At 60.6% G+C, this 20,084-nt stretch carries 27 protein-coding genes; 7 read left to right on the top strand and 20 right to left on the bottom strand.

Annotated elements, in window-relative coordinates:
• Position 1 precedes the first annotated feature (1 nt).
• From KRR38_RS35625 to KRR38_RS35590, 8 genes are all read right to left on the bottom strand, one after another.
• Positions 2-1,027, bottom strand: a complete 1,026-nt coding sequence (locus tag KRR38_RS35625; protein WP_030540877.1) for a ParB/RepB/Spo0J family partition protein — start codon at positions 1,025-1,027, stop codon at positions 2-4.
• Positions 1,024-1,782 carry a ParA family protein gene (locus tag KRR38_RS35620; protein ID WP_030540876.1) on the bottom strand — a complete coding sequence of 253 codons (759 nt, stop codon included), beginning with the start codon at positions 1,780-1,782 and terminating at the stop codon, positions 1,024-1,026. The genes KRR38_RS35625 and KRR38_RS35620 overlap by 4 nt, the downstream gene beginning before the upstream one ends.
• Before the next feature lie 30 nt (positions 1,783-1,812).
• Complete coding sequence (locus KRR38_RS35615) at positions 1,813-2,130, bottom strand: hypothetical protein (protein WP_309141269.1); 318 nt, start codon at positions 2,128-2,130, stop codon at positions 1,813-1,815.
• Between the two features lie 40 nt (positions 2,131-2,170).
• A complete protein-coding gene (locus KRR38_RS35610) occupies positions 2,171-2,422 on the bottom strand; it encodes a helix-turn-helix transcriptional regulator (protein WP_059153604.1) in 252 nt (83 codons plus the stop codon).
• A gap of 109 nt (positions 2,423-2,531) precedes the next feature.
• Complete coding sequence (locus KRR38_RS35605) at positions 2,532-2,846, bottom strand: single-stranded DNA-binding protein (protein WP_030540874.1); 315 nt, start codon at positions 2,844-2,846, stop codon at positions 2,532-2,534.
• A gap of 394 nt (positions 2,847-3,240) precedes the next feature.
• Positions 3,241-3,930 (bottom strand): recombinase family protein, encoded by a 690-nt coding sequence (locus tag KRR38_RS35600; protein WP_375293515.1) that lies wholly within the window; start codon positions 3,928-3,930, stop codon positions 3,241-3,243.
• A gap of 107 nt (positions 3,931-4,037) precedes the next feature.
• On the bottom strand, positions 4,038-4,361 hold the full coding sequence (locus KRR38_RS35595; RefSeq protein ID WP_217408417.1) for a hypothetical protein: 324 nt from the start codon (positions 4,359-4,361) through the stop codon (positions 4,038-4,040).
• 60 nt (positions 4,362-4,421) lie between these two features.
• Positions 4,422-5,186, bottom strand: a complete 765-nt coding sequence (locus KRR38_RS35590) for an IS6-like element IS6100 family transposase (protein ID WP_001389365.1) — start codon at positions 5,184-5,186, stop codon at positions 4,422-4,424.
• Here KRR38_RS35590 and KRR38_RS35585 point away from each other — a divergent pair.
• Positions 5,173-5,550 (top strand): sugar phosphate nucleotidyltransferase, encoded by a 378-nt coding sequence (locus tag KRR38_RS35585; protein WP_217408415.1) that lies wholly within the window; start codon positions 5,173-5,175, stop codon positions 5,548-5,550. The genes KRR38_RS35590 and KRR38_RS35585 overlap by 14 nt on opposite strands.
• Before the next feature lie 27 nt (positions 5,551-5,577).
• Here KRR38_RS35585 and KRR38_RS35580 read toward each other — a convergent pair whose 3' ends face one another.
• Positions 5,578-6,168, bottom strand: a complete 591-nt coding sequence (locus KRR38_RS35580) for a TetR/AcrR family transcriptional regulator (protein ID WP_256449669.1) — start codon at positions 6,166-6,168, stop codon at positions 5,578-5,580.
• 161 nt (positions 6,169-6,329) lie between these two features.
• Between KRR38_RS35580 and KRR38_RS35575 the strand changes: the two genes are divergently transcribed.
• Positions 6,330-6,770 carry a carboxymuconolactone decarboxylase family protein gene (locus tag KRR38_RS35575; protein WP_071117966.1) on the top strand — a complete coding sequence of 147 codons (441 nt, stop codon included), beginning with the start codon at positions 6,330-6,332 and terminating at the stop codon, positions 6,768-6,770.
• A 134-nt stretch (positions 6,771-6,904) separates the two neighbouring features.
• Here the strand turns inward: KRR38_RS35575 and KRR38_RS35570 are convergent, their stop codons facing one another.
• The 3 genes from KRR38_RS35570 to KRR38_RS35560 all read right to left on the bottom strand — a co-directional run bounded on the left by KRR38_RS35570 (position 6,905) and on the right by KRR38_RS35560 (position 8,920).
• Positions 6,905-7,669 (bottom strand): IS6-like element IS6100 family transposase, encoded by a 765-nt coding sequence (locus tag KRR38_RS35570; RefSeq protein WP_001389365.1) that lies wholly within the window; start codon positions 7,667-7,669, stop codon positions 6,905-6,907.
• Positions 7,635-7,883 carry a hypothetical protein gene (locus KRR38_RS35565; protein ID WP_217408425.1) on the bottom strand — a complete coding sequence of 83 codons (249 nt, stop codon included), beginning with the start codon at positions 7,881-7,883 and terminating at the stop codon, positions 7,635-7,637. The genes KRR38_RS35570 and KRR38_RS35565 overlap by 35 nt, the downstream gene beginning before the upstream one ends.
• A 221-nt stretch (positions 7,884-8,104) precedes the next feature.
• The gene (locus KRR38_RS35560) at positions 8,105-8,920 is read right to left on the bottom strand and encodes an IclR family transcriptional regulator C-terminal domain-containing protein (protein ID WP_217408413.1); all 816 of its coding nucleotides are present in this window, start codon (positions 8,918-8,920) and stop codon (positions 8,105-8,107) included.
• A gap of 141 nt (positions 8,921-9,061) precedes the next feature.
• Here KRR38_RS35560 and KRR38_RS35555 point away from each other — a divergent pair, with 141 nt between their 5' ends.
• From KRR38_RS35555 to KRR38_RS35540, 4 genes are all read left to right on the top strand, one after another.
• Positions 9,062-9,751, top strand: coding sequence for a 3-oxoacid CoA-transferase subunit A (locus KRR38_RS35555; protein ID WP_217408412.1), 690 nt, complete (start codon positions 9,062-9,064; stop codon positions 9,749-9,751).
• Positions 9,752-9,763: 12 nt separating this feature from the next.
• On the top strand, positions 9,764-10,420 hold the full coding sequence (locus KRR38_RS35550; RefSeq protein WP_104960466.1) for a 3-oxoacid CoA-transferase subunit B: 657 nt from the start codon (positions 9,764-9,766) through the stop codon (positions 10,418-10,420).
• Positions 10,421-10,438: 18 nt separating this feature from the next.
• Complete coding sequence (gene pcaF, locus KRR38_RS35545; protein ID WP_104960465.1) at positions 10,439-11,647, top strand: 3-oxoadipyl-CoA thiolase; 1,209 nt, start codon at positions 10,439-10,441, stop codon at positions 11,645-11,647.
• A gap of 557 nt (positions 11,648-12,204) precedes the next feature.
• A complete protein-coding gene (locus KRR38_RS35540; protein WP_217408401.1) occupies positions 12,205-12,384 on the top strand; it encodes a BON domain-containing protein in 180 nt (59 codons plus the stop codon).
• A 77-nt stretch (positions 12,385-12,461) separates the two neighbouring features.
• Here KRR38_RS35540 and KRR38_RS38195 read toward each other — a convergent pair whose 3' ends face one another.
• From KRR38_RS38195 to KRR38_RS35530, 3 genes are read right to left on the bottom strand one after another with little or no spacing between them, the layout of a single operon-like run.
• On the bottom strand, positions 12,462-12,629 hold the full coding sequence (locus KRR38_RS38195) for a hypothetical protein (protein ID WP_375293511.1): 168 nt from the start codon (positions 12,627-12,629) through the stop codon (positions 12,462-12,464).
• 25 nt (positions 12,630-12,654) lie between these two features.
• The gene (locus KRR38_RS35535) at positions 12,655-13,446 is read right to left on the bottom strand and encodes an alcohol dehydrogenase catalytic domain-containing protein (RefSeq protein ID WP_375293513.1); all 792 of its coding nucleotides are present in this window, start codon (positions 13,444-13,446) and stop codon (positions 12,655-12,657) included.
• Between the two features lie 30 nt (positions 13,447-13,476).
• Entirely contained in the window at positions 13,477-14,307 is an 831-nt protein-coding gene (locus tag KRR38_RS35530; RefSeq protein ID WP_104960463.1) for a universal stress protein, read from the bottom strand.
• Positions 14,308-14,824: 517 nt separating this feature from the next.
• Between KRR38_RS35530 and KRR38_RS35525 the strand changes: the two genes are divergently transcribed.
• Complete coding sequence (locus KRR38_RS35525) at positions 14,825-15,307, top strand: hypothetical protein (protein WP_234002716.1); 483 nt, start codon at positions 14,825-14,827, stop codon at positions 15,305-15,307.
• Positions 15,308-15,541: 234 nt separating this feature from the next.
• On the opposite strand, the gene KRR38_RS35520 is transcribed toward KRR38_RS35525, so the two are convergent.
• From KRR38_RS35520 to KRR38_RS35500, 5 genes are all read right to left on the bottom strand, one after another.
• Entirely contained in the window at positions 15,542-16,348 is an 807-nt protein-coding gene (locus tag KRR38_RS35520; protein ID WP_217408411.1) for a hypothetical protein, read from the bottom strand.
• Between the two features lie 39 nt (positions 16,349-16,387).
• On the bottom strand, positions 16,388-17,662 hold the full coding sequence (locus KRR38_RS35515; RefSeq protein ID WP_217408410.1) for a DUF5692 family protein: 1,275 nt from the start codon (positions 17,660-17,662) through the stop codon (positions 16,388-16,390).
• Between the two features lie 314 nt (positions 17,663-17,976).
• Positions 17,977-18,687, bottom strand: a complete 711-nt coding sequence (locus KRR38_RS35510) for a Crp/Fnr family transcriptional regulator (RefSeq protein ID WP_217408409.1) — start codon at positions 18,685-18,687, stop codon at positions 17,977-17,979.
• 93 nt (positions 18,688-18,780) lie between these two features.
• On the bottom strand, positions 18,781-19,188 hold the full coding sequence (locus KRR38_RS35505) for a DUF2147 domain-containing protein (RefSeq protein ID WP_217408408.1): 408 nt from the start codon (positions 19,186-19,188) through the stop codon (positions 18,781-18,783).
• Positions 19,189-19,633: 445 nt separating this feature from the next.
• Entirely contained in the window at positions 19,634-20,083 is a 450-nt protein-coding gene (locus KRR38_RS35500; protein ID WP_217408407.1) for a hypothetical protein, read from the bottom strand.
• Position 20,084 lies beyond the last annotated feature (1 nt).

Raw genomic sequence — 20,084 nt, 5'->3', positions numbered from 1 at the left:
ATCAGAAGTCGAAGGTTTGGGGCGCAGCCTCGCCGTCGAACCGAACCGTGACCTGGCCGCTGAGAACAATCCCGCGACGGCCCTGAATGATGATGGCCGGTGCGTCGTTGGCCTCTTTCGGCTGACGGGGGGTGCGCGGCTTGTGATCGGAACGCTCGGCAAGCGCAGCGCCCTCCCCTTCCCGCTCGTCGTCGCCGGCATCCAGTTCGGGCCGCTCCCGACGCTCATCTGCTGCACTGGTGGCAGCTGCCACCGGCGCGCGCGATTCTTGGGGCAGCGCTGAATCGTCATTCGGTTTAGCGGCGCCGGCCTGAGCGCTCTCTTCATCGGGACCGCCTTGGAGCGTGGCAAGAAACTGCTCGCAGGCGGCGGCTGTCGGATTTTCATTCGTGACCACGAAATTGCGCGTGGCCTTCTCGTCCAGCTCGATCGCGTGTTTGATGGCGACGGCGGCGCGCGGAGAACAATTCTTCAACGCGGCAAGAATGTCCTCGGGCAAGGTGCGCAGCGAGTAGAGGCGCTTCACTTCCGAATGCGGCTTGGCGATGCGCGCGGCTAGATCCTTTGTCGAAAGCGTGTCACTGACGCGGCTCGCGATGAAACTGACGCGCTCGGCCAGACTTAGGGCTTGGCGTTGTTCGTTCTCAAGAAACTGGTCGAGGCCAATATCGCGTTCGGCGTCGGCCTGATCCAGAACGGTGTCGATCTGGTCGAAACCAAGCTGGCGGCACGCGCGGTAGCGCCGCTCGCCGTATCGGATGATGTAGCGGCCGTTCGATGTTGGCGCGACGACGATGGGTTGCAGCAAGCCGCGGTCCTTGATGGTCGCGGCCAGTGCATCAATCTCGGCCTGGTCGAACTCCCGGCGAACCTGCGCGGGGTCTGGATCAATGTCAGCGAGCGGAAGGCGCTGAAACCGCCCAGCTGCCTTGAACTCGGTATTCGCGGGGACGGCCGAAAAATCCATCGCGTCCATATCGAAGTCGGCAAAGCTCTTCTTCGCCGGTTTGACAGCTGCCTTGCTCATGCGGCTTCCCTCTCAGCTTGATCGACAATGTAGGAGACGACTTCGCGCAGGACCGGCGCGCTGCGGCGCGTATCCTTGGCAAGTCGCCACACGGGAATTTCGAGAAGGGCCGCCTCGCGCATATGCTCGCGGTGCGGGATGGTATGCGGGACAACATTGGCGGGTAGCGCCTGCCCGATCCGCTCCATGAGCATTTTAGACACTTCACTCGTCGTCTGCACACGATTGAACACGATCCCGAAGCGGGTTTCGTTGCCCTCCCCCCGAACCTTATTGGCAAGGCTGATGCTTTGCGAAATCTCGTTGAGCGATTGCCGTGCGGTTTTGTCGGGGTCTAAAGGCACCGCGACATAATCGGATGCGATCAGCGCCATAAGGTTGCGGCCATCCCAAGCCGGGGCCGTGTCGATCACGCAATAGTCGTAGTGCTTGGCAAGGCCGGCACGAATGGCGCGAACATAGGCGGCGATGTGCTGGCCCTGCTGCGGGCCGTCAGTCGTCAGTTCGACCACTTGCCTCGTGTTCTTGAAGCAAGCCAGCGCCGGAGGTTCCTCGCCGGGGGCGAAGTCGAGTATCGACTGAACCGGCCCGATCTGCTCGAACTCGGCTTTCAGCATTCCGGCACTGTGGCATTGCTTGTCCAGGTCAAGGACCACGACACGCTTGCCCTGCTCGGCCAGATGCCACGCGATATGACAGGTAAGCATGGTCTTGCCGATGCCACCGCGCTCATTAGTCACTACGATTGTTCGCATTGAGAATCCCTTCAATGGCTGCGCCACGGGCTACTTGTGCCAGCGGTTATGGGCGGCGCTATTTCCCGATCCGAAGCGATACTGCGACTGCATATACCATGGGTTCGGATCGTCATTCAGGTGAAGGCCCTTGCGCTTGCGACGCGGGCTGGTTGGTTCGGTCGGTGGATCTTTGCCGAAGATAGCCGCCAGCACGAAAGCTGCGACCACGGCCACGCCCCACCAGCCAAAGGCAGCGTGGGCCAGCGTGGCGACAATAAGAGCCACGATCAGCATGAGCGCGCCAGCTGCGATCAGCAGGATAAGCCACGCCAAAAAGCATAGCCGTCCGTAGCGCGCTTGCTGCACGCCGGAGTTTGCTGACGATCTGACGGCGCATAGTGACCTCCTAAGCTGTGCGGCTCTCGCCTCGATCGGAGCCGATCAGCTTAGGGAAAGGCTGCTCCCTAAAGATGTTCGGCACTTGAGTTCGCAGTGCGTGGGACATTCGGAGCGCCGTTATCAAAGTGGCGTCCTGCCTGCCGTTCTCGATGGCGGCGACTGTTTCAGGTGAGACGTGAATCCTCGCCGCCAGCTCGGATTGCGTAAGTCCGGCAGCGATGCGCAAGCTCGCTACACGATTGAACAGTTTGGCCGCCACAGATGCCTCGCAAAATTAGACCCTATTATCGTTAGGGTCTATGAGAGGCATTGTCCACAAAAAAGGGCGGCCGCTAGGCCGCCCGTCTTATGGGGGAAAGGGAGGGGGCTTAATCAGCCCCGCCCCTCGTCAGGATGCCCAGCCCCTCAGCGATCAGGTCCACCGAGTAGCGGGTTTCGCCATTGCTCTCGTAGCTGTTCTGGCGGACCCGTCCGGTGATGTGAACCAGGTCGCCCTTGCCCAGATCAGCGGCGCGCTCTGCCAGCTGGCGGAAGAACGTCACACGGTTCCAGTGCGTATCGGTCTTCCATTCATCGCCATCCTTGCGGTTGTAGTTCGCGGCGACGGAAACGTGGGTGACTTTATCGGTCGTATCGACACTGCCAACGCGGCCGATGATCCGAAATTCAGCGATGTTCTGCATGGTAGTCTCCTTTGGATAAGCGTTGCTGACGGATTTTTTGCGGCGGAGCTGAGCCACGCGGGCAAGCTGAAAATGGGAGGGTCCGCTTGCGGAAACCCAAGGCCGAAGGCCGGTTTTCTGCTTGCCCGCATTAGTGGCGATGCGCAGTTCGTATCCGTCAGACAGCAACGCCCAAAGGAAACCGCCCGAGTAGATGCAGCAATTTGGACTGGCGGTGGTGGCAGCTGCCACCGGCCATTGGCGCCCATAGGTCGCTGCGCTCGATCGGCATGGGGGGCGATTGGAAAACCCTGTCGCGGCTCCGCCGCTCTTTCCCTGGCTGGCAGTCCGTTGACGCGGGCAGGGGACTGCCGGTGGCAGCTGCCACCGGCGCGAAGCCGAACAGAAAGGGCAATCAGCGTTTCCGCTCACGGTGATTTCGCTGAGGGCTGGGTTCTTGCACCTGGGCGGCGCGATGCGCCGCCCATACTCGCTTGACTGTGCTGCGGTCGCAATCGGCCAGCTCTGCCGTTTTGGCAATGCTCTTGCCCGCCTCGCGCAATGCCACAATGCGGGCGTGCGTTGCCCGATCGCCTTTGCGCCCTCCGCTGCGACCTGCGGCTTTTGCCAAGGCGATACCCTGGCGCTGTCGCTCGCGGCGATCGGTGTAATCGTCGTGGGCCATCTGTAAGGCGATCTTCAAGAGCATCGCCTGAACAGATTCGAGCACGATGCGGGCGATGCCATCGGCATCGGCCGCGAGGTCGGACAGGTCCACGACGCCGGGAATGGCAAGTCGCGCGCCTCGCGCACGAATTGTCTCAACCAGCTGCTCAGCCTCGGTCAAGGGGAGACGACTTATCCGGTCGATCTTCTCCGCGATCACTACTTCGCCGGGTTGAAGATCGGCAATCATGCGCAAAAGCTCGGGGCGGTCGGCGCGGGCACCCGATGCCTTCTCTCGATAGACCGCCGCGACATAGTAGCCTGCGGCCTTTGCTTCGCCCACGATCGCGTCTTGGCGACGCAAATCCTGCGCGTCGGTGCTGACGCGCAGATAGACGCGGGCAATCTGTGGGGCAGGGGAAGGAACGTTCTCAGTCAGCAAGGTCAGGCCCCTCGGGCGGCGATGAGCGAAGCTTGGCAATGCCTGCGTCCGCTTGTGCGATTTCAATTCCGCACTGGCGCGCTCTTGCGCGCAATCGCTCAAGCTCAGAATTGCGGGGGGAGAAACATGCGAATGACCCGGTTCCGTCCTTCTAGCGCGATTATGCGCTGCGCAAGATAAGCCGCCTCATCATTCAAGGCCTGGTGCTGTTCCTCCGCCTTGCGTAGCTGGCGCTCCCACGCTCGCTTTCGAGCTTTCGCGCGCCGCCTTTCATCGCGGTGTCGAGCATCAATCCTTTTTTGGTCCTGCTCTCTGGCCGCTGCTTCGGCCGCGCTAGCGGCAACTTCCTCTTCCCGCGCCCTATCAGCATTTCGCTTCGCAATGAGCGCATCGAGCACGGCCGCGTCCGTGCCGAGATTGTTCATCACCCATCGGGCTCTGTTGCAAAGATTGGCGGCAGTCAGAGGTAGGCTGTCGCTCTGCGCCGATCAGGCGGCTGCTGCGAAATGGTGGTTGAGCATGCCCATGGCCTCCGTCAGCGCCGAGGGCCCAATGCCAAAAGCTCTCTCCACAAGGCGCACCTCGCCCCTGATGCCGGGCTGCAGGCACCAGGGGCGAGCCTGTCCTTTGCGCAGGGCTCGCATGACTTCGAATCCCTTGATCGTGGCATAGGCCGTGGGGATCGATTTGAAACCGCGCACCGGCTTGATCAGTATCTTGAGCTTTCCGTGATCGGCCTCGATCACGTTATTGAGATACTTCACCTGCCGGTGGGCCGTCTCCCGGTCCAGCTTTCCTTCGCGCTTCAATTCGGTGATCGCTGCACCATAGCTCGGCGCTTTGTCGGTATTGAGCGTGGCAGGCTTTTCCCAGTGCTTCAGGCCTCGCAGGGCCTTGCCCAGGAACCGCTTCGCTGCCTTGGCGCTGCGGGTCGGCGACAGGTAGAAATCGATCGTGTCGCCCCGCTTGTCGACTGCCCGGTACAGGTAGGTCCACTTGCCCCGCACCTTGACGTAGGTTTCATCCAGGCGCCAGCTCGGATCAAAGCCACGCCGCCAGAACCAGCGCAGCCGCTTCTCCATCTCCGGGGCGTAGCACTGGACCCAGCGATAGATCGTCGTATGGTCGACCGAAATGCCGCGTTCCGCCAGCATTTCCTCAAGGTCGCGATAGCTGATCGGATAGCGACAATACCAGCGCACCGCCCACAGGATCACATCACCCTGGAAATGGCGCCACTTGAAATCCGTCATCGTTCCGTCCGTCCAATCTCCGCCAAGCATGCTCAAGCTTCACGATTTTTGCAACAGAGCCCTCGAAATAACATCAGTAAACAATATCTACTTAGAAAATGGTTTGTGCTCGGTTGTCAGGTTAGGCCGAGGATATGGCTGGTTTGATACAGGAACACACGCTTCCTTGCTTGAGGCAAGTGAGTTTGTCCGAGTAGTTCAAGACCGACAAAATCTCCAAGTCGCATGCCCCGAAGAAATTGCCTATCGGAAAGGCTGGGTGACGCCAGAGGTCATCGAGAAAGCCGGAAATCTACTAGCAAAGACGAATTACGGCCAATACCTTTTGAGCTTGGTTCACGATGACAGCTACGCCTTGATATAAAAATATGATTTTTAGGGCGTGAACATCCTAGCTGTCTGGCAATATTTGCCGCTTTCCATAGCGAGAGAGGAACATGCTCACGCCTTCGGCAACCACTTTCTCACGTCGCTCCTTCGATGGAGCATCCCCAATACCGATAACTCGTAGCCAAAGAAGGGGCTCGTTCAGCAAACCTAAGAACTGTGAAGCTGCAAGTTCCGCATCTTCGACATGAAGCACGCGGTTCGCACTTAAGGTTCTCAGGTACTCTACCAGAGCTCGCATTGCCGGCGCCTTCCCTGCTTCAAAGAAGGTTGTTGGCAGGTCGGGAAACCGGGTTCCCTCACTAATAACCATACGAAGAAAAGCCACAGCAATCGGCGGTTCCCAAAAATCCACAACGGCATCCCCAATCCGCTTCAGACCAGCCGCCGGATCGCTTAGAACAGACTCATCAGCGGTAATTTCCACAACGGGAAATTCACTCCATACTCGCTCTACGGATGCGATAAACAGCGCCTCCTTGCTTTCGAACTGGTTGTAGACAGTTCGGCGCGCAACTGAGGCCTCCCGCGCAACCAGGTCCATGCTCGTGTCTTCAAAGCCTCGCGCGAGGAAGACGCGCGTTGCGGCATCCAGGATCCCTCTCGTTTCGGTATGTCGCTGCGAGTTGAGGGACCGGCGCTGCGGGGGGAATCGCTAATTTCGTTCACGATGATCATCACCTTCCTTGACTGCACTGCACTGTGCAATGTATGTGTTGGAGACTGCACGGTGCAGTGCAAACGAGGAGATAGAGCATGTCAGTCGTAAATTCCAGCGTCGCTTTGCCTGCTGAGGTCTCAAAGGACCGTTTCGCCAGGGGATCTGCTACATTCGCCGCAGTCACCGGCATTCCCACGGAGGCATACCTTGATGGATTTAAGGATAGCTCGCCTGATTTTGGTCGCTATGTGATTGAGTGGGTCTTCGGCGATGTATACAGCCGCACCGATTTGGATTTGAAAACCCGGGAACTCGTTATCATCGCAGCCGGCGCGGCGTTGGGCGCAACGGGAATTGATGTCATCAAATTTCATGTCCCCACTGCGGTACGCGCGGGTGCAACCCGAGACCAGATTTTCGGCGTTCTTACCCAGGTAGCGATTGTTGCAGGTGTTCCCACAGCACTCGCCGCAATTTCGGCGGCGGCACAAGTCTTGGGGCCACACTCTCAGGTCGCTGATGGTGCCAAGGCATGAATATCAGGTCCGAGGATCAGCTCAGCGGATTAGCGATAAGCCTAATGGCTGTCGCGTCCGCATTGACTGTGGCAAACGTGGGCTCTGTTGCAAAGATTGGCGGCAGTCAGAGGTAGGCTGTCGCTCTGCGCCGATCAGGCGGCTGCTGCGAAATGGTGGTTGAGCATGCCCATGGCCTCCGTCAGCGCCGAGGGCCCAATGCCAAAAGCTCTCTCCACAAGGCGCACCTCGCCCCTGATGCCGGGCTGCAGGCACCAGGGGCGAGCCTGTCCTTTGCGCAGGGCTCGCATGACTTCGAATCCCTTGATCGTGGCATAGGCCGTGGGGATCGATTTGAAACCGCGCACCGGCTTGATCAGTATCTTGAGCTTTCCGTGATCGGCCTCGATCACGTTATTGAGATACTTCACCTGCCGGTGGGCCGTCTCCCGGTCCAGCTTTCCTTCGCGCTTCAATTCGGTGATCGCTGCACCATAGCTCGGCGCTTTGTCGGTATTGAGCGTGGCAGGCTTTTCCCAGTGCTTCAGGCCTCGCAGGGCCTTGCCCAGGAACCGCTTCGCTGCCTTGGCGCTGCGGGTCGGCGACAGGTAGAAATCGATCGTGTCGCCCCGCTTGTCGACTGCCCGGTACAGGTAGGTCCACTTGCCCCGCACCTTGACGTAGGTTTCATCCAGGCGCCAGCTCGGATCAAAGCCACGCCGCCAGAACCAGCGCAGCCGCTTCTCCATCTCCGGGGCGTAGCACTGGACCCAGCGATAGATCGTCGTATGGTCGACCGAAATGCCGCGTTCCGCCAGCATTTCCTCAAGGTCGCGATAGCTGATCGGATAGCGACAATACCAGCGCACCGCCCACAGGATCACATCACCCTGGAAATGGCGCCACTTGAAATCCGTCATCGTTCCGTCCGTCCAATCTCCGCCAAGCATGCTCAAGCTTCACGATTTTTGCAACAGAGCCGATTTCCTTGACCGCGGCATGAAGATGTTTGGTGATGACGGCCAGAACATCCTTCAGCCTGGGTTCGCCCGCCTCGCCCATGCGGGAGTTGACGACGTCGACCGATCTCTCTTCTTCGAAGTAAGCGCCATCGAAGGATTGATTTTCATTCATTCAAGCGTCTCTCCAATTTAGGTTGAGCGACTCTTCTGGTGGAGCGTCTTCGATCCACACTATATATTCCTGAAAAGTGATGAGAAGATCCGGAACGGGGAAACTCATTTGCAAATATCGGGAGAATGGCGCTGCCGAAATCGGTGCCATACCCAGCTCCTGCAAAGGCATGTTCCGGCGCAATTTCAGATACTAACGGGACTTCGTACAGGGACATGACGCTATCTTACCCCCTGCAAACCGAGTTCGACGGAAATTTGCTGCAGTGCGGGAAGATAATGATCGAGAAGCTGTTCAGGCGATACGCGCACCGACTGGGCGCCGACATTCAAGGCGCCCAAAAGCGTGCGGTCCCGGCCGAACACCGGCACGGCGATCGAGCGTAGCCCGATCTCGAGTTCCTGATCGACCAGCGCATAGCCCTGCTCCCGGACGGTCCGCAGAAGCGCCAGCAGCGCTTCGGGGTCGGTCACCGTGTCCGCTGTCCTGGCTGTCAGGACGGTGCGGTCGAGATAGGCCTTCTGCTCGGCGGGCGAGGCATGCGCCAGGAGCACGCGCCCCATCGATGTGCAGTAGAGCGGCAGCCGGCTGCCGACTCTGAGCGCGATCGACATGATCCGTGAGGCTTCGGCGCGCGCGAGATAACAGACCTCGTCGCCATCGCGGATGCCGAGTGAACAGGATCTGCCAAGATCAGCAGCGGCGCGGGCGAGAAGCGGCTGCGCCACCGTCGCCAGTGCGTCCGAGGACAGAAACGCATAGCCCAGCCGAAGTACGCGCGGCAGCAGCATGAAATGAGAGCCCCTGGCCTCGGCAAAGCCGAGACATTGCAGCGTGTGCAGGCAGCGGCGCACCGATCCCCGGCTGAGCCCTGTCAACTGGCTCGCGCGCGCGATCGACAGCGGGCCTTGCTCCTCAGCGAAGCATTGAAGGACCGTGAGCCCGCGCGACAGCGAGGTCATGAACTCGGGATCGGCCTTCGCGCCGATATCGTCCAATTTCGAGAGACCTTCCAAAGTCTCCAGTGACGCGTCCATGCAACCTCCTGTTCGATTATCGGATCAACTGGACAATAATCGACGTTGACAGGAATCGGAAGTGGAGAGCACAATGGTCGATATTCGTATCAATATCCGATAATCGGACATGTCTCTCATCCAGGCGAAAGGGAGGATCAGGTGATCGACAAGAGTTTTGCCACGCCGGCTTTGGCGGTAGGCGACATTTTCGATGGCGCGTCGGTCATGATCGGCGGGTTCGGGACCGCGGGCATGCCGGACCAGCTCATCGATGCGCTGATCGCCCATGGCGCGCGCGACCTTACCGTCATCAACAACAATGCCGGTAACGGCGAGACCGGGCTTGCCGCGCTGCTCAAGGCGGGGCGGGTGAAGAAGATCATCTGCTCGTTTCCGCGTCAGGCGGATCTGCACCATTTCGACGCGCTCTACCGCGCCGGCGAGATCGAGCTTGAGCTGGTGCCGCAGGGCAACCTGGCCGCGCGCATCCATGCCGCGGGCTCGGGTCTCGGCGCGATCTTCACGCCGACCGGCTATGGCACGCAACTTGCCGAGGGCAAGGAAACCCGCGAGATCGACGGCAAGCACTATGTGCTCGAATATCCGATCCACGCCGACTTCGCCCTGATCAAGGCGCAGGCCGGCGACCGCTGGGGCAACCTCGTCTACCGCAAGACCGCCCGCAACTTCGGCCCCATCATGGCGATGGCCGCCAAATGCACGATCGCCCAGGTGAACGAGATCGCGGCGCTCGGCGCTCTCGATCCCGAGGCGGTCGTCACCCCCGGCATCTTCGTGCAGCGGGTCGTGCAGGCGGCCATGCCCACCGTCCTTGCCGATGCAGCCTGAAGGGAACCGCCGATGAACCGCATGAATCGTGAGGACATGGCCCGGCGGGTCGCCCGTGACATAGCCGAGGGCGCCTATGTCAATCTGGGCATCGGCCTGCCGACCCGGGTCGCCGACTATCTCCCCGCCGACAAGGAGATATTCCTGCAGAGCGAGAACGGGCTGCTTGGCATGGGTCCGGCGCCTGCACCGGGAGACGAAGATCCGGAGCTGATCAACGCGGGCAAGCAGCCGGTGACGCTGCTGCCGGGAGGCTGTTTCTTCCACCATGCCGACAGCTTTGCGATGATGCGCGGCGGCCATCTCGACATCTGCGTGCTGGGTGCCTTTCAGGTCGGCGTGAATGGCGATCTCGCCAACTGGCACACCGGTGCGCCCGATGCCGTCCCGGCGGTCGGCGGGGCGATGGATCTCGCTATCGGCGCCAAGCAGGTGTTCGTGATGATGGAGCTGCTCACCAAGTCGGGCACGAGCAAGCTGGTGAACGCCTGTACCTATCCGCTCACCGGGCTTGGCTGCGTATCGCGCGTCTACACCGATCTCGCCGTCTTCGACGTGGGCCCCTCGGGGGCGGCCGTAGTCGAGATGGTAGATGGGCTCACGCTCGAGGCGTTGCGCGGTCTGACAGGCCTCCAGATAGATATGGCCGCGACGCCGGCCGCCGTCTGACAGAATAGGATAATCGACATGACTGACGCTTTCATCTGCGATGCCGTTCGCACGCCGATCGGCCGCTATGGCGGGATACTTGCCGGTGTTCGGGCCGACGATCTGGGAGCGCTGCCGATCGCGCAACTGCTGGCGCGCAATCCCGGCCTCGATCCGGCCGCGATCGAAGAGGTGTTCTACGGTTGCGCCAACCAGTCGGGCGAGGACAATCGCAATGTCGCTCGGATGAGCCTGCTGCTCGCCGGGCTGCCGTCATCCGTGCCCGGGGTGACGCTAAACCGGCTATGTGCCTCCGGCCTGGAGGCGGTCGGCGCCGCGGCGCGCGCGATCCGCACGGGTGAGATGTCTCTGGCGATCGCAGGCGGCGTCGAATCGATGACGCGCGCGCCCTATGTCATGGGTAAGGCTGGCGCCGCCTTCGGGCGGGGGCAGACGCTTGAGGACACCACCATGGGGTGGCGTTTCGTCAATCCAAGGCTGGCGAAGCTTTACGGTGTCGAGGCAATGCCCCGGACCGGCGAGAATGTGGCCGAAGATTACAAGATATCCCGCCTCGACCAGGATGCTTTTGCCGCGCGCAGCCAGCACCGCGCTGTGGTCGCGCAAGGCAATGGCTTCTTCTCTTCGGAGATCATTCCCGTCACCGTGCCAGGTCGCAAGAAAGGCGAGACGATGGAGGTGTCGGTGGATGAGCATCCCCGCGCCGACACGACGGCAGATCTGCTCGCGACCCTGAAACCCTTGTTCGGGCCCGAGGGTACGGTCACCGCCGGCAATGCGTCGGGGATCAATGATGGCGCCGCCGCCATGATCATCGCCAGCGAGGCGGCAGCGAAATATTACGGCCTTGTCCCGCGCGCCCGCATCCTCGGCATGGCGGCGGCGGGCGTGGAACCGAGGGTGATGGGGATCGGCCCGGTAGCGGCAACGCGCAAACTGATGACACGCCTCGGACTGGAGATCGTTGATTTTGACGCGATCGAGCTCAACGAGGCGTTCGCCAGCCAGTCGCTTGCGGTGTTGCGTGAACTCGGTCTCCCCGATGACGCTCCGCATGTGAACGCCAATGGCGGCGCGATCGCGCTGGGCCATCCGCTCGGCATGAGCGGTGCGCGCCTGGCTCTCACGCTCACCCATCAATTGGAGAAGCACGGCGGCAAACTCGGTCTCGCCACCCTGTGCATCGGAGTGGGGATGGGGCTGGCTCTGGCTGTCGAGCGCGTATGATGCATCACCGTCCGTGTTGGCTGGCTAAACCACTCTCAGATGATGACCGGCGCAGCCGTTCTGGGTGGCGTTCTTCTCGTTCGACATGCGGCAGTCGCTACGAGCAATGCGTTCGATCCCTCTATCATTAACAAGGCGGCATTCGGGATCGTGCCCCGCGGGGTGGTGTAACGGCGCGGTTCATCGGTAGAGAATCGGCCTGATTAGGCGGACACGACGGACAGCTAAAATAGCGGACTGTCGCTAACAGGGGCGAGACTTTCGAGCCTCGTGTATCTTCGGGATATGGCGCATTCGTCGTGCTCTTCAGCTTCTCTCTCAGGCGTTGAAGCTTCCGGAAAATCCGGGGCGGTTCACGCCTAGGATGTCTTTATGCCGCGCGACGCCATCACGGTCCAGGTCGAGAAGGGATGGATCACGTTGACCGGCGAAGTCGACTGGCACTATCAGAAGGATAACTCGAGGTATGCGCTCCTGCGGCTGCACGGAGTTATCGGGATATCCGATAGGTCGCTATCAAGCGCAAGGTCGACGCCAGCAATATCGATGACGAGATCATGCATGCGCTGCATCGATCGTGGTTCTTCGATCCAAAGACGGTCTCGGTGAGCGCCCACGATGGCAAGGTCGTTCTGGCGGGTACGGTCACATCGCCCCATGACAGGCAGGTGGCTGCTGCAACCGCCTGGGCCGCGCCTGGCGTGACCGATGTGCGCAACGAAATCACGGTCGCTTAAATTCCTCAAAGCGGCCCGGTCGTCCGCGAGTGGGCGATCACGGGTAGCCGGGCCGGCCGGGATCCGGCCCGGGCACGCTATGGGACGAGGACGGCGGCGCCCTCGAACCGTCCTGCTCTAAGGTCGCTCAGCGCCTGATTGGCCTGATCGAGTCGATAGCGGTTCGTATGCGTGACGATGCCGATTCTCGGCGCCAGCCCGAGGAAGTCGAGACCATCCTGGCGCGTCAGGTTCGCGACCGACATGATCTGCCGCTCTCCCCATAGCAGATCATAGGGGGAAGCCTGGAATTTCGCTCATGTGGATGCCGGCGCAGACGACGCGCCCTCCTTTGCGGAGGGCTCGTAGGGCAGCGGGGACGAGTTCGCCCGAGGTTGCATAGATGATGGCCGCATCGAGCGGCTGGGGCGGCTGTTCGTCTGAGCCGCCAGCCCAGGTGACGCCGAGGGATCGGGCGAAGCCCTGCGTGGTGACATCGCCGGGGCGGGTGAACGCAAAAACGGATCGGCCTTGCCATCCTGCCACCTGTGCGACGATGTGCGCGGCAGCGCCAAAGCCGTAGAGCCCGACACGATGACCTTCGCCGGCCATGACCAGCGAGCGCCAGCCGATCAGGCCGGCGCAGAGAAGAGGGGCCAATGACACATCGTCGCCGTTCTCGCCGAGTGGAAACGCGTAGCGCGCGTCGGCGATCGCGGCCGTCGCAAAGCCGCCATCGCGCGTGAAACCGGTGAAGAGGGGGTGGTCGCAAAGGTTTTCGCGCCCCGCCGCACAATAGGAACAGGCTCCGCAACTATGGCCAAGCCAGGGGATACCGACCCGCTCTCCCAACTGCAAACCCTCCACGCCCTCACCGAGCGCATCGATCCGGCCGACAATTTCGTGACCAGGAATGACGGGAAGGACGGGGTTGGGTAGATCGCCGTCGACTACGTGGAGATCGGTCCGGCAGACGGCGCATGCCGACACTTTGACACGAATCTCTCCCGGTCCCGGCGAGCGGTCCGGAAGGTCCGTCCAGACAAGGGGGCGGCCGAGCTCTTTCAGCACCATTGCCTGCATGGCGATGTCAGACCTTTGCAAGCTTTGTCATCAATGGGCGAGGAGCGCGCACCGGTTGGAAGCGAGAAGGAGATCGGCGGTCACTCCGCCCAACACCCATTCGCGCAGCCGGCTATGGCCGTAGGCGCCGGCAACGATCACGTCGGCGGACTGCTCCCGCGCAACTGCTTCGATCGCGGACGCATCATCACCTGTGGCACGCACCACGAACGGTTCGGCCGCGATACCATGGCGCTTGAGCCAGCTGGAGACATCATCGAGCCGCTTGCCCGCCCCCGCCATCTCATCTTCCGCGGCGATCTCGACGAGCGTGACACGCGATGCCATTTCAAGGAAGGGCAGGGCGTCGAGCGTAGCCCGCCTCGCCTCGCGGCTATCTTTCCATGCGATCATAACGCGGTCAGGCGTCAGTCTGGTCGCGCCGGCAGGGACGAGAAGAACGGGCCGGCCGGCGCGGATGATCAGATCGCCCATGTCGACGTTGCGCGTACGGTCGAGCATCGAGCCGCCCCGATCCGGTTTGGTGATCAGAAGATCCGCGCTGCGGGCCTCTTCGCCGATATAGTCGGCAATCGATGCCCCGGTGATCGCAAATCGCCAGTCGAGACCGGAGACTCTGCCGCCGAGCACCGCCCGGAATTCCGTTTCGGCGGCGTCGGCCTCCCGTTGAATCTCATCGCGATTCTGTTCCATCACCTGGCCGGAAATGAAGCCGTCGCCATAGACATACTGGATTGGCTGGCATGCCGCGATGCCGATCACGCTCGCTTGAAATCGCTGGGCGAGGTTGGCCGTAATCTGGAGTAGATCGGCGTTCGGCTTGCCGAGTTCGAGGTGGACCATCAGCGTAGCATAGGTCATCGGATCATCTCCTGTAGCTGCCCACGTTCGAGCATCTGGCGGTTCGGCATCAGCATTGGATGCGCACTAGATCTACGGCGCTCCTCCGCGGCCAAATATCGGGTGATATACTTATCTGCGCGCCAGCCACCCGATCGCCAGCGCGGCGTTCAAAGCGCTCTCCGCCCTCCCGGGAAGATCCGTAACCTTACCGATTTGAAGGGTGCCTGCGCGAGCATAGGAGAGAGAATCACAAGGTATAATTTTCCAGCTCGGGAAAGTGCGCGTGAGAAAGCTGCATGGTCGACCACAATCTGGACGTAGCGGCAGCGATCGTGTCCGTGGTGATACTGTGGGTCGTGATACTTCTCACCGTAAGGGAGAAGATGTGAGTGTTTCGAGGATTGCTCGGTGCGCCGTATTGGGGATCTTCACTGTAGGATTGTGTAGCATACCGGGTGCGCTTCTTGCTCTAATCCCCGAGACCGCTACAACTATTCCTACAGAAGTACCTCTCGGCTTCACACCCGATGCCGACGTGCTGATCCACACGGCCAGTGGGTTTCGCTTTCCAGCACAGGTTGCAGGGTTCACACGGATGAAGGAACGCGGGTCAGATCCGAGCGGCGAATATGTCGCGATCGGATATGAACGACAGATCGGCCAGGACGACCAGATCATCGTTCGGATAGCGATCGTCCATCTGGTGGATATGACGGCTGCAGAGCATTACACCATCATGAAGTCGGTCGCCATGTCACATTTTTCTGCGGTTTCGGTCTTGTCGGAGACCAGGTTTTCGATCGGTGGACAGCCGGATATTCCGGGATACCGCGGAGTATTTGCGGGCGAGCGAGGGGATCATTCCTGGCGCTTCAGCCTGACAACCGTGGACTTCGGCTTCTGGGACGGGCGCTTGGCGTCAGCCTATCCCGCAGGTCGGGCGCGGGAGGCGGAGAGCGCATTGGACGGGCTCCTTTCCGCGTTCCGCTGGCAGCGTCCTGTCACGCGCGTTGAGTGAGGCGCGCCCCGCGACCTAGTGCGGCCGAATTTACCGCTCGGTGATGAATTTTGGGCTTTTCGGGTTGGGAAGGGCGGCGCCGGCATGAACACTCAGATAGTCGCCATCGTCGACACGAGTGAGCGGGACGATCAGTTCAACATCAACGCCATCAAACTTAAGATATAAAGCAGATCCCTTGCGTCGAAAGCCGGGTCGCACCTCGGGTTTCGTTCCGTTGGTTAGCGTGCAAAATCACCTGGCCGCAATTTGGACATTGAAGCCGGCGTAGATCTGCCATTTGGGCGCGGCTATTCCCTTGTGGATCACAGAATATTGCGGCTCGACGAAGGTGTTGAGCCGGACCTTCTTCGAGAGTGCCCATATCTTGCCGATGCCCGCGCCGACGGGAAGATAATGATCGCCCGATTTAAGATCGAAATTCCAGATGCCGCTTGATCGCAGATACAGTCCTTTTGACAGATTGTAGAACGCGATCGGTTGAACCGTCAGCAGGCGAACATCCCGGCGGTCATCGTCGCCAGCAACGGATTGCTGATAGATGGCCAACCCACCGAGCAGGCCCCATTTTTGTGGTGCGACGACTGCGCCCGAGGCACCGAGCTGCCACTTACCGGCTCCGAACCGCGCGCTGCTGGCTGTGGGTGCAACCACGACTGGACCCACGCCGAGGGAAACCGATTTGCCAGGAAACATCACCAGGTCCATGAGCAAAAGGTCGCCGACGCCGGTTTTGCTTCCGGTCGGGAACGTTGGCGTGGTCGACACCGGAAGAGTGAAGCGGAGAAGCTGGGGTTTGCCAAGCGTCATGTGGGGCAGGAGGCCACGGAAAAGGGTGACGTCCGCGTCGCGATCGGGCAGCTCATTGAGCGAGGGAATATAGTAGTTGTGCACGCTTAGCATGATCGTCGGCGTGAGCGGGCTGTTGGCATCATTGGCGGCTGTCGCATCGCTCGATACAACTTCCTGCGCTGCTGCGGGTGACGCCAGCCACATAGCGGCGCACAGGGAGACGGCATGCAACATGGATGGTCGAGGCATGGAAGGTTCCTTAGCTGCTGAGGTGCGTCGTAGGCGCCGTTAGATGACGCTCTCGCTTTGGCCGACCTCGATGTTTGCGGGAGCTCGCCCGGTAAGGCGCCAGCGAAAATGAAGCAGTGCGTATCCGAGATTGAAGCCGAGACTGAGAAGAGCGGCCGCAAGGGCGATGCCTTCACTACGCGGGAACGGCAATGATAGCTGAAGCCCGATGTCGCGGCTAAGCAGCACTTCGAAGCTGAAGATATACATCATGTAGATCGCCAATGTGTAGGCGCGGGCCTGCATCCAGGTGCCTCGCTTCACAAAGATCGCTGCGATCGTGGGCGCGATGACGATTGCAGCCGTGAAGAATACGGTGTTCGGGAAATTCAGGTAGACGAACGTGATGTTCCAGATGTCATAGGCGATGATCCACCCCACGGTCATGCCCGGCCACAGCATGTCATGGGGGGCCTCATCGTCGCGGTGGATGCCGAGCCAACGATGTATCGTCACGATATTGAGGACGCCGGCCGCTGCGTTGAGAAGGTTCGCCAGTGCGCCCGAGGCGACGTCCTGACTGACAGCTTCGGCGATATTCACCGCCAGGACGGCCGCGACGAGGATCTTGATCCAGTTATAGCGGTGGAGCCCATGAAATCGAAACAGCGTGAACAGGGCTGCGCCCGCTATTGCTGAATATAGCTTCACCCATCGAAACACGGTGTCGAAGTCGGAATGGAGCCACAGCGGCAACAGGACGACCGGGAGTATGAGGAAGAGGGTATAGGCTGCCGCCTTGGAGCGACGAGCAAGCTCGTTTCCGAGGAATATCACGACGAGGACAAAGAAACCGAAGTGGAGCCAGGTGATCCATGCGACAGACGGGCGCAGGCTCAGGGTTGGACCACGCGCTAGTCTGGTCGACAGATGGCGCTCATCCGGGTGAGCGAAGACAGACCCGTCGATCTCGGGAATCGCGCCTTGCCCTCCGGCAATCTTGAAAGTTTTGTTTCCGCCGTCCGACCAGGATGCGCGATCCTTGATGAGGTGTACGCCCTCTGACTTTTCAATGGCCACGGTGCCATCGGACTTGAAGGTCAGGTCGTACAGGATCGCACCTCCCGATCTGGTCCCCTCCTTGCCTTCTAGCGCACCAAGCCATCGTTCATAGCCGCCAGGGACTGACGTGGTGCTGGCCGCGCCCCATGCGAGCGATGGGCCTATCATTCCGAAGACGAGCAGGAGGGCGGCCAGCAGGCCAAATCCCGTCGAGAATCTGCGAGTGGGGTGCAAGCCGGCTATCCGAAGTCGCTTGATCGAACCTATGTTCATGCGTTTTCCATCATATTTGCCGGCAGCCAATGGCGCCTCGCGCCATCTCGATGGATGGCCGGCCGGGGAGCTGTGGGTTGGCATAGTGAGGCGCGCGCACGCGCGGCGCATTGCCGCTGCGCATCGACTTGCATGATCTGGATCATGTACTGTGCTGACCGCACGGGACATTGATTGCAGGAGCGCCGGTGGTCCTGCATTGAACGACGACCGGTCTCACGTCAGAGCGAGACAGTTTTTCGGAAAAGCGGATTGCTCGATGAGGATTGAGGCAGTCGGCCTACGGACCGCTGTGCATCCCATATTGGGAGGGGTCAGCTTGCTCCCGCAAGCACGGTCAATGCGCTTTTATCGAGAATGGCAATCGTGCGGCCACCTGGGAGGGCGATAAGACCATTGTCTTTAAGACGGCTGAGTCCGCGGCTTACCGTTTCGCTGGAGAGGCCGAGGATCTCGGCGAGCTGTCCTCGCGAGAGGCCAAGGTTGAAAATCTGCCTCTCTCGCCTGATCGTTGTGCAATCGCCATCAATTGATCGAGATGTCAGGTCGAGCAGGAAGGTTGCAATGCGCGCTTCGGCGGATCGGTTGGCCAGCAACAATATCCGTAACCGCGCATCCTCCAATGATGCGTGTGTCCGATCCAGGAGCAACCTCTCCATCTTGGCATGTGCGCTCATGAAATTTTCGAGGAGTTGTCGTGGAATTACGCAGATAGTGGAATCGGTGAGCGCGGTGATGGTGAATCTGTTTGTCGATGGAGAGGGATTTCCAATGAAATCACCGGCATGCAGGAGACCCACGATCTGATCGCGGCCGTCAGCGGCGCTGGCGCAGACCTTGAACATTCCTGTTACGACGTTCGCGCAGATCAGCGCCTCTTCGCCTGCCCAGCAGACAATCTGGTTGCGCGTGACCTGGCGTTTCCGGGCGATCAATCTGAGCCCGCACAGTTCCTCGTCGGCAAGGCTTACGCAAAGCGCACGGTCCCGCACCGGACAGGACCGGCAGACATGATTTTCGCTCATCGTCGCCTCCCTGCGTGGCCTACAAATCCTGATGATGCAGCGTGCGGCACTGCGTAAAGACTGTTTCCTCGCCCTGTGGACGCCGGGCGGATTCTATCTGACCCGAACCCAGTCCTGGGACTTGCAGGCGATCCGCCCCAGAAGGCAGCCTGCGCCGCGGCGGGTGCTTTGGTCCAGCGCTTCCACGGTGCCTGACAATGTCTTACCAAGGTCCGGTACAAAGACGCGTCCATGCCAAACGCCTTTGCGATCCTGAACAAAATCTCTGAACAATTGCAGCCCGATGAGCTTTTCTGTGCCGCCGCGCCCGGCGTCCGCGATGGCTTTCTCATTGGCCCACACCACCGTTCCGCACATCCCCGTGCCGCAATGCCGCACTTCGACATGAACGCTGTTTTGCGGATTGCGCCACACCCCTCCGCCACCGTCAGCCGATGCCCCGAAAGAGATCCCGGGAATGGAAAGAGCCAGCAAAAGGGCAGCGGTCTTCAGGCCGGTCATACGCACCTCGTTAGGGGGCATGGATCGTCTATACTTACGTAGTCCTCCATCCGTTACCGGGGCAGTGAGCTGCTGTTAGCAAGAGAGGGAGCACTGGCCGATGCTGTCCAGTGGACGAAGACAGCCGAGCGAACAGCGGCGATGTCGCCCGGTAGCCAACCCGCTCTCACAAAATGCTCTTCGACGCTGCCGGGTGCCTCAGAAACGCGACCGGAATGGAAGCAGGACGCCAGCAATCGCAGGGCCTCCAGACGCGGGTTGGCGAGAGGTTTCACCTCTGAGCGATAGTGCAGCTTCCAAAGGAACCGGGCCATTCGCCCTTCAGGACGAGGCCACTCCCGTGGATGCGCCGCGAGCGTGATGACTGTTCGTTCAAGCTTTGAAAAACATGGCTGGGAACGCTCAGACCGGACCGCCATTTGAAAACTGTCGTGGCGCAGGATGGTTACGCGTCGCCGAAGCGTTTGAGCTCGGTGCGACACGTCTCACTAAATTGACGAAGCGGGTCCATCCCGCCCTCTCTTGCAAATTGCCGCAGTTCATGGAGCGTGCGGTTCGGCCCCAGATAGGCGCTGACGATGGCATCGAGAACAAGTTCGGCGCGCTCGATCACGTCATTGGGCGCAATCAGGCGCATTTTGGCGACCAGCGCATATAATGGCACAAGATCGGACACGTCTTCACGCTCGTGGCCGAGGGCGTCGCCGAACAGCCTCGTGGCTTCCTTTATGAAGTCGGTATAGACGTCCTCGCGTCGGCTACGGGCTTCGGATTTGATCTTCTGCGAGATTTGGGCGCGGACCGTGAGCCAGGACGTCATGAACGACCCGAAGCCGCCGAGCGCGGCACCGGCCAGGCCCACCATGGCGGTGAGGATGGATCCCGATCCGTCCATG

It is taken from the genome of Novosphingobium sp. G106 (assembly GCF_019075875.1).
GTDB lineage: Bacteria > Pseudomonadota > Alphaproteobacteria > Sphingomonadales > Sphingomonadaceae > Novosphingobium.
The sequence above is the reverse complement of the archived record's forward strand: the minus strand, read 5'-3'. Positions and strand labels throughout refer to the sequence as shown.